Source organism: Pseudomonas sp. Tul2A7 (assembly GCF_054790505.1).
On the sequence record NZ_CP186499.1, the window covers coordinates 6501256 to 6515747 of the forward strand.

Below are 14492 nucleotides of genomic sequence, written 5' to 3' on the forward strand. Positions count from 1 at the left end.
CAGGCCAAAAATATCGAACGAGAACGTGGTCAGCGACAGCATGCGATCAGCAGCGGCAATTCCCGGCTGCTTGATCATGCTCGCGACAAAGTTGCGCAGCGCCGCGTGGCGCACCATCACGCCTTTCGGTTTGCCGGTAGAGCCGGATGTGTAGATCGTGTACGCCAGATGCTCACCGTTGACGGCAACGTCCGGCGCGGTGTGTGGATAAGTCGCTAGCCAGTCACCTGACTGATCAAGCAACAGGGTGTGCACACCCGCCGGGATCGGCAACTGCGCTTGCAAATGCATTTGGGTCAGCAGCAATTGCAGGCCGCTGTCCTCGATCATGTAGGCCAGACGATCTTCTGGATAGGCTGGGTCCAGCGGCACATAGGCGCCGCCGGCCTTGAGGATCGCCAACAGGCCGACGATCATCTCAACGCTGCGCTCCACCGCGATGCCGACCAATTGATCGGGGCCGACGCCGGCCTCGATCAGTTTGTGCGCCAGTTGGTTGGCCCGGGCATCCAGTTCGCCAAACGTCAGTACGTCGTCGCCGATGATCAGCGCCGTCGCCTGCGGGTTGCGCTGCGCCTGCAAGGCAAAGTCCAGCTGCACGCACTCGGCCTGCGCACTGTGATCCGCCACGCGCAACCAGTCCTGCAACAACACCCCGTGTTCAGCGCTGTCCAGCAGCGGCAGTTCGCCGACACGCTGGGTTGGCGCGGCAATGATGCCCTGCAACAGGTTCTGCCAGTGACGCGCCAGACGCTCGACCGTTTGCGGCTTGAACAGATCGCTGGCGTAGGTCAGTTCGGCGGCGAAACCGTCATTCGATTCATAGGTATTGAGGGTCAGGTCGAACTGCGCGGTGCGCCCTTCCCACTGCACATCCTCGACGCTCAGCTGCGGCAGTTGCACCGCGCCACGCCCCTGATCACGGCTGGTCTGGTGGTTGAACATCACCTGGAACACCGGGCTGTGGCTCAGGCTGCGTTCCGGTTGCAGTGCTTCGATCAACTGCTCGAACGGCAGATCCTGATGCGCCTGCGCGGCCATCGCCGCTTGCTTGACCTGGGCCAGCAGTTGGTTGAACGGCAACTGGCCGTTGACCTCGGCATTGAGTACCTGGGTGTTGACGAAGAAGCCGATCAGGCCTTCAGTTTCGACCCGATTGCGGTTGGCGGTCGGCACGCCGACGCGAATCTGCGCCTGACCGCTGTAGCGATGCAGCAAGGCCTGGAACGACGCCAGCAACACCATGAACAGGCTGGCGCCTTCGCGCTGGGCCAGTTGCTTGAGCGCATCGCCGAGGGCGGCTGGCAGGTCCAGTTGCAGACGTGCACCGCGCAGGCTTTGCACCGCCGGACGCGGAAAATCGATCGGCAACTCCAGTACTGGCTGCTCGCCGTCCAGCGTCTTGATCCAGTAAGCCAGTTGCCGCTCGCGCTCACCCGCTTCCAGCCAGTGACGCTGCCAGATCGCGTAGTCGGCGTATTGCACCTCCAGTTCCGGCAATGCCAGTGGCTGCCCGGCGGTGTCGGCGGCGTAATGCTGGATCAGCTCGTTGACCAGCACTTTGATCGACCAGCCATCAGAGATGATGTGGTGCTGGATCAACACCAGCACATGATCGTCTGGCGCCACTTGCAGCAGTGCCACGCGCAGCAGCGGGCCCTGTTGCAGATTGAACGGGCGCGCGGTTTCGCTTTCGACGAACGCCTTGATCGCCGCCTCTTCGCCAGCGGCGTCGAGGCCGGCCGGCAACGGTGTCAAGGTGATGCTCAGCGGCAACTGCGGGTGAATCACCTGGCAGAAGGTTTCACCGTGCTCGGCAAACGTGGTGCGCAAACTTTCGTGGCGCGCGGCCACGGCATTGAAGCTGCGCTCCAGCGCCGCCACATCCAGTTGCCCCTTGAGGCGCAAGGCGCTGGGAATGTGATACGCGGTGCTGTGCGGGTCCATTTGCCAGAGGAACAGTTGACGTTCCTGAGCGTACGACAGAGGAATCGCTGCAAACCCGGAACGTGTTTCCGGGATCGGCAGGTTGGCCGGAGAGACGCCCTCTTCGAGCATCTTTTCCAGGTACAGCTTACGTTTGTCCAGCGGCAGAGTGATAAAGCGCTTGGCTACCCTCAAAGCAACACTCTTGTCCATCAGACTTCCTCCATATCGTCAAGCAGGGCTTCCAGCTTGCTCAGTTTCTGTTCGTTGATTGCCCCGCCTCCTGTATCGAGTCGAGCGACAAAGTCACTCAGGACGGGGTGCTGGAATAACAGTTGCGGGGTCAGCGTCAGGCCCAGTTCGAGGGCCATGCGCGACACCACGTTGACCGCCAGCAGCGAGTGCCCGCCCAGTTCGAAGAAGTGATCGTTCAGACCAATGCGTTCAACCTCGAGCACTTGCTGCCAGATCGCCGCGACCTGCTGCTCAAGCTCACTCTGCGGCGCGACATACGCGGCCTGCATCTGGCTGGCATCCACCGCTGGCAGGGCCTTGCGGTCGAGTTTGCCGTTGGGCGTCAGTGGCAACTGCTCAAGGAACAGCAGGTGCGCGGGAATCATGTAGTCAGGTAACGAAGACTTAAGGCCAGTCTTTAGTCCGTCGCGCAGTTGCCGCTGCGCTTCGCCGTCGTACAGATCCAGCTGCGGGGCGACCACATAGGCCACCAGTTGCGCACCGCCCTCGCCTTCAACGGCCAGCACCGCCGCTTCGGTGACCGCCGGTTGAGCGAGCAATCGCGCCTCGATCTCGCCCAGTTCGATGCGGAATCCACGAATTTTCACCTGATGGTCGATCCGGCCCATGTACTCCAGCGCGCCCTCTTCGCGTTCACGAATCAGGTCGCCGGTGCGGTACATGCGCTCGCCATTGCCGACGAACGGGTTTGGCACGAAGCGCTCGGCGGTCATCGCCGCACGCCCCAGATAACCACGGGTGATGCCGGCGCCGGACAGGTACAGCTCGGCGGAAACCCCTTGCGGCACCGCTTGCAGATCGGCGTCGAGCAAATGGCTGACGCTGTGATCGAGGGCACGACCGATGCGCGGTTGGCCACCGGCGGCGCGGCGGGTCCAGGTCGAATAGGTGGTGTCTTCCGACGGGCCGTAAAGGTCATAGACGTGCTCGACCGTCGACTGTTGATACAGCGCGTCGACCAGGCCTTGCTTGAGCGGTTCGCCAGCCAGATTGATGATGCGCACGCTCGCAGGAATCTGCCCGGCGCGTTGCAGTGCAGCGATGGCCGACGGCACGGTGTTGATCAGGCGTACCTGATCACGCGCCGGCAGGCTCGGCAGCTCCAAAGCGTTACGCGCAATGATCAGCGAACCGCCGTTGGCCAATGTGACAAACAGCTCCCACACCGACAGGTCGAAGCACACCGAAGTCGACGCCAGCACGCCTTGGATGTCGTCGCGGCTGTAGACCTTGGCCGACCAGTCGATCAGCGCCATGACGTTGCGATGGGCAATCGCCACGCCTTTCGGTTTGCCGGTGGAACCCGATGTATAGATCACATAGGCGAGGTTGTCCGGCTGCACCGTGGTTTGAGGTGCAACCATTGAATATCCGCTCAATGACACCTGATCCATCAGCAGCACTTGCGTATCGCCCGGCACGCTCAGGGTTGCGGCAACGGCCTGCTCAGTGAGCAGCACCCGCGCACGGCTGTCTTCGAGCATGTAGGCAACGCGATCAGCCGGGTAATCCGGGTCCAGCGGCACATACGCGCCACCGGATTTGAGCACCGCCAGCAAGGCAATCAGCAACTGCTCGGAACGCGGTATCGCCACACCCACGCGCACTTCAGGACCGACACCGAGCTCGATCAGCTTGTGCGCCAGACGATTGGCCTGCGCGTCCAGTTCGGCGTAGGTCAGTCGCGTATCGGCGAAGGTCACCGCCAGCGCATCCGGAGTTGCTGCCACTTGGCGGGCAATGCCTTGATGAATGCACAGCTCGGTGACGAAATCAGTGTCGACACTTGGGCCGTTGTCGATCAGGTTCAACTCGCTGAGCAAGCCTTCGCCCGCGCCGGTCATCTGGCTGAGCAAGCGGTGCAAATGCGCACCCAACTGCGCCACGCTGGCCGGGGCGAAGCTGTCGCGCTGATAGCTGAAATGCACCGACAGTTGCGCGCCCATGCTCACCAGCAGGGTCAACGGATAGTTGGTCTGCTCCTGATTGACCACCGCACCGAAACGCAACCCCTGCGGCGCACCGCGCTCCAGCGCTTCGCCAATCGGGTAGTTCTCGAACACCATCAGGCTGTCGAACAACGCGTCACCGCCCTGCCCGGCCCAGCGCTGAATATCCGCCAGCGGCGTGTGTTCGAACTCGCGTGAAGCGAGGTTCTGCGCCTGCACGGCTTGCAGCCAACTGGCCAGACTCTGCTGCGCTTGCGGCGCGGCCACCACTGGCAAGGTGTTGATGAACAGACCGATCTGTTCTTCGGCTCCCGGCAGATCCGCCGGACGCCCGGCCACGGTCGCGCCGAACGCCACACAGTCCTTGCCGGTGTAACGCTGCAACAGCAACAGCCAAGCGGCTTGCACCAGCGTGTTGACGGTGACTTTCGAAGCGCGGGCAAATTCACCCAGACGCACGCTCAGGTCGGCGTCCAGCACTTGGTAATGGTCGCCATAACCGACACTCGGCAAAGCGTCGACTGGCCGTGCAATGGCATTGGCCAGACGCGTCGGCTCTTGCAGATTGCCCAGCGTCGCCAGCCAGTAGGCTTCAGCCGCCGTTGCATCCTGACGTTGCAGCCAACCGATGTAATCGCGATAGCGACCCGCCGGACGCGGCACCGCTTCGCCGCGATAATGCTGCAACACTTCGCCGAGCAACTGCGCGCTGCTCCAGCCATCCATCAGGATGTGGTGGTTGGTGTAGATCAGGTGATGACGATCAGTCGCGGTGCGCACCAGCACCAGGCGCAACAACGGCGCACTGTTCAGATCCAGGCCCAGTGCGCGCTCCTCATCAGCCAGGGTTTGCAACGCCGAATCCAGATTAGCCTTGCCGTTCCAGTCGAGCACGCTGAACGGCACCTCGACCTGGCGCTGCACCACTTGCACCGGTTGCGGCAAGTCGCCCTGCCAGAAGAACCCGCTGCGCAGAATGTCGTGGGCATCCACCACCGCTTGCCAGGCCGCGCGGAAACGCTGCGGATCGACACCATCGACGTCGAGGCGCATCTGGTTGATGTAGTCGCCATTGCCATGTTCGAGCAAAGTGTGGAACAGCATGCCCTGCTGCATCGGCGACAGCGGATAGATGTCATCGATGCCTTGCGGCTCCAGCACCAGCGCATCCAGTTGTGCTTGCGACAGGTGCGCCAGCGGGAAGTCCGACGGCGTCACGCCACGGTTGCCGGTGTCGCAGCAATGGCCGATCAGCGCGGTCAGCTCCTGCACGTAGTCATCGGCTAGACGCTGAATGGTCGCCGCGTCGAACATGGCGCCGCTGTAGGTCCAGCTCAGGTCCAGTTCTCCGCCGAAGACTTTGCCGTTCAGCGCCAGCGGATTGCCCAGTGGCCCTTGCATATTGACTTCGGCACCGCCGGCTTCGCTGGTCGGTGCGAACAAGGCTTGGTCGGCCGCATCGAAGCTGCCGTCGAACTGGCCCAGATAGTTGAACGTCAGGCGCGGTGCCGGCAAGCCTTGCAATGCCTTGCGAGACTGCTCATCGCCCAGATGTGCCAGAGCACCGAAGCCGATGCCCTTGTGCGGAATCGCCCGCAGTTGCTCCTTGACTTGCTTGAGCGATGCGCCGAGTTCAGCCACCGGCGACAGTCGCGCCGGGAACACACTGGTGAACCAGCCAACGGTGCGGGTCAGGTCAATGCTGTCGAAGAGGTCTTCGCGACCGTGGCCCTCAAGCAAGACCAACGCGTTGTCAGCACCGGTCCAGCGCACCATCACTCGCGCCAATGCCGTCAGCAGCAGATCGTTGACCTGCGTGCGATAGGCCTGTGGCGCATCCTGCAAGAGTTGACGGGTCAGGGCTTTGTCCAGTTTGCTGCGGATCGTCAGCGCCTGATCGTGTTGCTGCCCGCCGTGTGGATGGTCGTAAGGCAAAGCAGCCGAAGCGCCCTGCAACTGTTGCTGCCAGAAGCTCAATTCAGTCTGCAACGCAGGGGTTGCCGCGTAGTCCTGCAACGCTGCCGCCCAGACTTTGACTGCGCTGGTCTTGGCCGGCAATTGCACGGGATTACCCGCGAGGATCTGCCGATAAGCGTTTTGCAGGTCTTCGAACAGGATCCGCCACGACACGCCGTCGACCACCAGGTGATGGACGATCAGCAACAGCCGTTGCGTGCCGTCAGCCAGGTTCGCCAACACCGCGCGAATCAGCGAGCCGCCGCTCAATTGCAGGCTGCGCTGGGCCTTTTCACCCAGAGCCTCCAGCGCCGTAAGGTCTGCCACCTCGACTTGCCAGAGGATGGTCTCGCCCGCTTGCGTTGCAGCATCGCGGTATTGCGCGACCCAACGCTCAGCCTGCTCGGCAAAATCCAGACGCAAGCTGTCGTGATGCAGCACCAAGGCATCCAGCGCCTGCTCGAGCACGTGAGCATTCAGGGGTTGATTGGGTTTGAGCATCACTGACTGGTTCCAGTGATGACGATCGGGAATCGCCTGCGCGAAGAACTCCTGATGAATTGGCAGCAGTGCTGTGCTGCCGGTGACCGGTTGCTGATCGATCAGTTGCAGCGCTTCACCGGTCTGCGCCACTGCTGCCAACGCGGCAATAGTCTGGTGCTGGAACAGGTCTTTCGGTGTAAAGCGAATCCCGGCCTGCCGCGCACGGCTGACCACTTGAATCGAGATGATCGAATCGCCGCCCAGTTCGAAGAAGTTGTCGCTGCTGCCGACTTGTTCAAGCTTGAGCACGTCCTGCCATATCGCAGCCAGTTGCTGTTCCAGCGCGGTTTGCGGTGCGACGTAGGTTTGTTGCAGTTGGCTGACGTCCGGTTTCGGCAGGTTCTTGCGATCGAGTTTGCCGTTCGGCGTCAGCGGCATGCGCTCCAGACGCAAGACGTACGCCGGCACCATGTGCGCCGGCAACGTGGCTTTCAGTTGCGCACGCAGATCGTCGGTGAAGTCGGCACGGCTTGCATCGCCCACCACATACGCCACCAGACGCTTGCCACTGCCGGCGCTGCCTTCCTGCGCCACGACCACCGCTTCACGCACGCCGTCGAGCGCTTGCAGTGCCGCTTCGACTTCGCCCAACTCGATACGGAAACCGCGAATTTTCACCTGATTGTCGATGCGATCCAGATAGTCGAACGTGCCATCGACACGCTGACGCACCAGGTCGCCAGTGCGATAAAGCAAACCGCCGGTGGTGCTGAACGGGTCAGCCACAAAGCGCTCGGCGGTCAGCCCCGGACGGTTCAGATAACCCCGCGCCAGCCCTGTACCTCCAAGGTACAACTCACCGGCCATGCCTTGCGGCAGCAGGTTCAGATCGGCGTCGAGCACGTAGGCGCTGCGGTCACCGATGCGGCTGCCGATTGGCGCATACGCAGCGCCGCATGGCACCTCGCGACTGGCCTTCCAGATCAGCGGCGTGACCACGGTTTCGGTCGGGCCGTAACCGTTGATGATGTAGTCCGGATCGAGCGCGCGTTTGACCCGCTCGAAACTGGCGTTGGGCACCGCATCACCGCCGAAGCAATAGATACGCACCTTCGGCGGATTGCCGACGCGCTCGGCGTGTTCGGCCAGTTGTTGCAAGTACACCGGCGGGAACGCGACCACGGTCACGCCGTGTTCGATCATCGCGTTGTAGGTCTGCTCCGGCGTCCACAAGCTGTCGTCGCGAATCAACAGCGACGCGCCGTGGGTCAGGCTGGTCAGCCAGCGTTCGTGGGCACCGTCGAAAGCGAACGACATGAAGTGGAATTCACAGTCGCTGTCACGCATTTCATAACGTTGACCGATGGCCTGGCAGTGCATGGCCAGCGGGCCGTGGGCGACGCTGACGCCTTTCGGATTGCCGGTGGAACCGGAGGTGTAGATCACGTAGGCGAGGTTGTGCGGATCGAGTTGCACGTGCGGCGCCTTGATCGGCAACTCGCGCAACTCGAGACGATCCAGTTCCAGCAGCGGCACCGATTCATCGACCGGCAATTGCGCCGACACCGACGAGTCGCTGATCAACAACGCCAGCCCGGAATCTTCGATCAGATAGGCCAGACGTTCGCTCGGGTAGCTGGTGTCCAGCGGCACATAAGCGCCGCCCGCCTTGAGCACCGCCAGCAGCGCGACGATCACCGACTCACTGCGCGGCAGCGCTACGCCAACGCGGGTTTCCGCACCGACGCCACGGGCGATCAGCGCGTGCGCCAGTTGATTGGCGCGCTGATCGATCTCACCGTAGCTGAAACGCTGACCGTTGAAGATCACCGCCGTGCGCTGCGGATTTTCCGCGGCCAGCGCGGCAATGCGCTGATGCACGCCGATGTCCACCGGGTACGGCTGCGGCTGGTTTTCGCCTTGCTGGCGCGCCTGCTCTTGAGCATCTGCCAGAGCGATTTCACCGAGATTGCGCTCGGCCGACACGGTGAACTGCTCAAGCAATTGCAGCAGGTGCGCACTGATGTCGGCGATGACATCGTCGGCAAACTGGCCGCGATCAAAGCTGTAGTGCAACGCCAGTTGCTGGCCAAGCGTGACCGCCACACTCAGCGCGTAATGGGTCTGTTCGAGGTTGCCGACCTCACCGAATGTCAGCCCTTGCCCGGCCTGACTCAGCGCCTGGGCAATCGGGTAGTTTTCGAACACCAGAATGTTGTCGAACAGCGCTTCACCGCCCTGCCCGGCCCAACGCTGGATGTCTGCCAGCGGCGTGTGTTCGAAGTCACGCAAGCTGAGGTTTTGCGCCTGTACCGCTTGCAACCAGCTGCCAACGCTTTGATCCGGACGCGGCGCGCCGATCACCGGCAAGGTGTTGATGAACAGGCCGACCTGTTGCTCGATGCCCGGCAGATCCGCCGGACGCCCAGCCACGGTCGCACCGAACGCCACGGCTTCGTGACCGGTATAGCGTTGCAGCAACAGCAGCCACGCCGCTTGCACCAAGGTGTTGACGGTGACTTTTTGCTGGCGGGCGAAGGCCTCCAGCGCTTGCGTGCGCTGCGCGTCCAGGGTCAGGTAGTAATCGCCGTGACCGCTGAGGTTCTCGCCGCCGGTGGCTGCGCGCGCCAGTCGCGTCGGCTCTTGCAGGGCGGCCAATTGACCGTTCCAGAAATCCTCACTCAGTTGGCCATCCTGGCGTTGCAGCCAGGCAATGTAATCACGATAGCGCCCGCCGCCACTCGCCGGCGTGCGCCCGCTATAGCGCTGCAAGACTTCGCCGAGCAACTGCGAGTTGCTCCAGCCGTCCATCAGGATGTGGTGATGGGTGTAAATCAAATGCCATTGCTCGGCACCGGTCTGCACTAGAACCAGTCGCAGCAGTGGCGCACAGCTCAGATCGAAGCCTTGCTGACGTTCGGCATCGGCCAACGCCGCGAGCGCTGCGGGCTGATCGTCGCGGTCGCGCCAGTCCAGCGTGCGGAACGGCAACTGCACCTGCTTGTGAACGATCTGCAGCGGCTGCGCCAACTCGCCCTGCCAGACGAAACCGCTGCGCAGAATTTCCTGTGCATCGACGGTGGCCTGCCACGCGGCGCGGAACCGCTCAGGGTCGATACCCTGCACATCGACGCGCAACTGGTTGATGTACTCACCCGCCGCTTGTTCGTAGAGGGTATGGAACAGCAAGCCCTGCTGCATCGGCGACAGAGGATAAACATCGTCGAGCTGACCTGCCGGCACCGGCAGCGTATCCAGTTGCGCTTGCGTCACGCGGGCCAGTGGGAAGTCCGATGGCGTCGCCTGTGCGGCTTGCAGCGTGCAGCAATGCTCGATCAGCGCGTGCAATTCGATGGCGTACTGATCCACCAGTTTCTGCACGGTCGCACCGTCGAACATTTCGCGGCTGAAACCCCAGCTCATCGACAACTCGCCGCCATACACCTGACCTTCCACGGTCAGCCAGTTGGCCAGAGGCGCGGCCGGATCCTGCGCGACACCGCTGGTTTCGGCAGAAGGTACGAACAGCGCCGCTTCGTCGAACTGACGATCGAACTGACCGAGGTAGTTGAAGGTAATCCGTGGCGGCGCCAACGTTGCCAGTTCGGCGCGCACCGATGGCGCAGCCAGATAACGCAGCACGCCGTAGCCCAGACCTTTGTCCGGCACGGCGCGCAGCTGCTCCTTGATCGACTTGATCGACCCGTCGAGATCGTCGGCGGCCGTCAGATTGACCGCGAACAGACTGGTGAACCAGCCCACAGTGCGGGTCAGGTCGATGTCGTCGAACAGGTCTTCGCGGCCATGCCCTTCCAGTTCGATCAACGTGCCGGGCTGCTGGCTCCAGCGGCTGATGGTGCGGGCCAATGCGGTCAGCAACAGATCGTTGACCTGCGTGCGATACGCCGCCGGTGCCTGTTGCAGCAACTGGCGCGTGCGCTCGGCGTCGAGGCGCCATTCGATTTTCTCGCCGTGCAGGTTTTGCAGGCTGCCATCGGGACGTTCGCACGGCAGATCCTGCGCAGCTTGATGCTGGGTTTTCCAGTAATCCAGTTGTTCATCGAAGCATGCAGCGGCGCTTTCGAGGCGCGCGGTCCAGTTCTGGAAGGCAGTGGTCTTGGCCGGCAACTGAATGCCGCCGCCCGCCGCCAATTGCTCGTAAGCCTGCTGCAGATCTTCCAGCAACACCCGCCAGGAAACGCCGTCCACCGCCAAATGGTGAATGATCAACGCGAGACGCTGCGTGCCATCGGCCAGCGTCACCAGCAGTGCACGCAGCAGCGGACCGTTTCGCAGATCGAGGCTGCGTTGGGCTTCGTTGCACAGCGCCTGCAACTGTTCAGCGGACTCGGCATCTCGCAACCACAGGTCGGCCCCTTCAATCAACGGGCCATGGCTTTGCTGCCAGCCGTCGGCGCTTTCGACAAAGCGCAGGCGCAAGGCGTCATGGTGATTGATCACCTGCGTCAGCGCGGCATCAAGCCACTGTGCATTCAGGGTGTCGCGCGGGGTCAGCAGCAGCGACTGGTTCCAGTGTTCACGCAGCGGCATCACGCGACTGAAGAAATGCTGCTGGATCGGCCCGAGCACAGCGGCGCCGGTCACCGGCCCTTGATCTACCGAGGTCTGATTATCCAGCGTGGCAACCAGCGCGAGGCTGCGCACGGTCTGGTACTGGAACAGGTCGCGCGGGCTGAGACGAATCCCGGCCTGCCGCGCACGGCTGACCACTTGAATCGAGATGATCGAGTCGCCGCCCAGTTCGAAGAAGTTGTCTTCCAGACCAACGCGCTCAAGGCCGAGCACATCTTCCCAGATCGCCGCCAAGGCTTTTTGCAGCGCATCCTGCGGCGCGACGAACGCTTGTTGCGGCGCGGCGTCCGGTTGCGGCAAGGCTTTACGGTCGAGCTTGCCGTTGGCGGTGACCGGCAGTTTGGCCAGCGTAACCAGGTAGGTCGGCACCATGAATTCCGGCAGGCTGCCGAGCAACCACGCTTTGACGTCCTGCTGCCACTGTTCGTCCGCCTGAGCATTCTCCAGCACAAGGTAAGCCACCAAGTGCTTGCCGCCCTGCACCAGCACCACCGCTTCGCGCACCAGCGGATGCTGCATCAGGCGGGTTTCGATTTCGCCCAGCTCGATGCGCAGACCGCGCAGTTTCACTTGATGGTCGAGACGACCGAGGTATTCGATCACACCGTCGGCACGCTGGCGCACCCGGTCACCGGTGCGGTACAGCCGCGCGCCGTCGTGGAACGGGCACGGCACAAAACGCTCGGCGGTCAGCGCCGGACGCTGGTGATAACTGCGCGCCAGCCCGGCGCCGCCGAGGTACAGTTCGCCGGCCACGCCGCTCGGTACCGGCAGCAGCTCGGCATCAAGCACATGGGTGCGCAGGTTGGCGATCGGCCGGCCGATCGGCACGCTGTCGGCGCCTTCGTCAACGCACGTCCAGTGGGTCACGTCGATGGCCGCTTCGGTCGGGCCGTAGAGGTTGTAGAGGCCGGCGTTCGGCAGTTTGGCGAAGACTTGCTGTTGCGCGTCCAGCGGCAGTGCTTCACCGCTGCACACGATGCGTTTGAGGCCGGTGCAGCTTTCAACGCCCGCCTCGTGAATGAACGCCTGCAACATCGACGGCACAAAGTGCAGCGTGCTGATGCCGTGGCGGTTGATGATGTCGATCAGTTGCAGTGGATCGCGGTGTGCACCTGGCGCAGCAACCACCAGACGCGCGCCGGTCAGCAGCGGCCAGAAGAACTCCCAGACCGACACGTCGAAACTGAACGGGGTTTTCTGCAACACCGAATCACTGGCGTCGAGGCCGTAGGCTTCTTGCATCCAGTACAAACGGTTGACCAGCGCGGCGTGGCTGTTGCCGGCGCCTTTCGGTTTACCCGTAGAGCCTGAGGTGTAAATCACATAGGCCAGGTTCAGCGGATCGACACTGACGTTCGGGCGGCTGTCGCTGTAGCGGTCGAGCAGGCCCGGTTGATCCAGCGTGATGACCTGCACGCCGTCAGTCGGCAGCGATGCCAGCAAAGCATCCTGGGTCAGCAGCAAGGTGATGCCGCTGTCCTCGATCATGTAGGCCAGACGTTCCTGCGGGTACTCCGGATCGAGTGGTACGTAGGCACCACCGGCCTTGAGAATCGCCAGCAGCGCGACGACCATTTCTACCGAGCGCAGCGCGCAAACACCGACCAGACTGTCGGCCCGCACGCCTTGCTCACGCAACAGATGCGCGAGGCGGTTGGCCCGGGCATCCAGTTCGGCGTAGCTCAGGTTCTGCTCGCCAAAGACCAGCGCAGGCGCATTCGGCGTGCGCGTAACTTGCGCCTCAATCAGTTGGTGGATGGGTGTTTCGGTCGGATAGACCGCGTGGACGTTGTTCCAGTCATGCACCAGCGTGTGTTGTTCATCCGCTTCCAGCAGCGGCAATTCGCCGACGCGTTGCGCCGGATCGGCGACCATGGCCGAGAGCAAGCGCAACCAATGGCGGGCCATGCGTTCGATGGTTGAAGCCTCGAACAAGTCGCTGGCGTACGTCAGCGCCGCGTGCAACTTGCCGCCCTTCTCATAGGTATCGAGGGTCAGGTCGAACTGGGTGGTGCGGCTCTGCCAGTCGAGGCTGTCGAGCACCAGGCCGGACGCCGTGCTGAGGCTGGCAATATCGGCCACTTGCGGCTGGTGGTTGTACATCACCTGGAACAACGGCGTGTGACTGAGGCTGCGCTCCAGTTTCAGCGCTTCGACCAGTTGCTCGAACGGCAAATCCTGATGCGCCTGAGCGCCAAGCGCGGTTTCCTTGATCGCGCGCAGCAGGTCATCGACCCGCGTCTGCCCGTCCAGTCGGGTGCGCAGCACCTGGGTGTTGACGAAGAAGCCGATCAGCCCTTCGATTTCGCCACGGTTACGGTTGGCAATCGGCACGCCGACACGGATGTCGCTCTGGCCGGTGTAGCGATGCAGCAGCGCGTTGAAGGCACCGAGCAACAACATGAATAAAGTGACCTGGTGCTGCTGCGCGGTGTTGCGCAGCTGTTCGGCCAGTTGCCCATCAATGGCGAATTCGTAACGGGTGCCGCGATAGCTCGGCATCGCCGGGCGGGCATGATCCAGCGGCAGCTCCAGCACCGGGTGTTCGTCGCCCAGTTGTGCTTGCCAGTAATCGAGCTGGCGCGCCTGTTCGCCCGCTTCGAGCCAGCGGCGCTGCCACAAGGCGTAGTCGCTGTACTGGATCGGCAACGCGGCCAGTTGCGGCTGCTGGCCGGCATCGAACGCGTCGTAGCAACGAATGAATTCGTCTATCAGCACGTTCATCGACCAGCCATCGGAGACGATGTGGTGCAGGGTCAGCAGCAGAACATGTTCCTGCTCGGCGAGCTTGAGCAAGGTCACCCGCAGCAACGGGCCGACGGCCAGATCGAACGGCAATACCGATTGCTGTTCGGCGGCCTGCACCACGGCCTGTTCACGCTCACTGGCTGGCAGCGCGCTGAAATCTTCATGGCTGATCATCAGTGGCGCCGTGGCCGGCACCTGCAACAGGCTGTCGTCAGCCTGGCGCTGGAAGACTGTGCGCAGGGTTTCGTGCCGCTCGACCAGGCTGGCGAAAGCTTGCTCCAGCGCGCCGAGGTTTAGGCGACCGCTCAGGCGCACAGCGCCCGGCAGGTTATAGGCGCCGCTGTGCGGATCGAGTTGCCAGAGAAACCACATGCGTCGCTGCGCGTAGGACAGCGCTTGGCGATCCTCCGCCTCGATCCCGGCCGGAATCGGAAACCGGGCAAAATCCACGCCCTCCTTTTGCAGCGCCGCGAGGAACATCTGGCGCTTTTCCAGGGGCAACCCGATAAACCGGCGAGCAAGTTTCAAGGAGTCTTCAGCATTCATTTCTCAGCATCCGGATCAGTAGGCAGGAAGCAC

2 protein-coding genes (1 of these 2 running past the window's edge) are annotated in these 14492 nt (G+C 62.7%); both read right to left on the reverse strand.

Features of this window, described 5'->3' with window-relative positions:
* On the reverse strand, positions 1-2139 hold the 5' end (the start) of the coding sequence (locus ACOYXJ_RS28935; RefSeq protein WP_460367151.1) for a non-ribosomal peptide synthase/polyketide synthase. It extends 11388 nt beyond the left edge of the window; 2139 of the gene's 13527 nt are visible here — the first part of the coding sequence; its start codon is at positions 2137-2139; the stop codon falls past the left edge of the window.
* Positions 2139-14459 (reverse strand): non-ribosomal peptide synthetase, encoded by a 12321-nt coding sequence (locus ACOYXJ_RS28940; protein WP_460367153.1) that lies wholly within the window; start codon positions 14457-14459, stop codon positions 2139-2141. Before ACOYXJ_RS28940 ends, ACOYXJ_RS28935 begins: the two co-directional genes overlap by 1 nt.
* Positions 14460-14492: the final 33 nt, after the last annotated feature.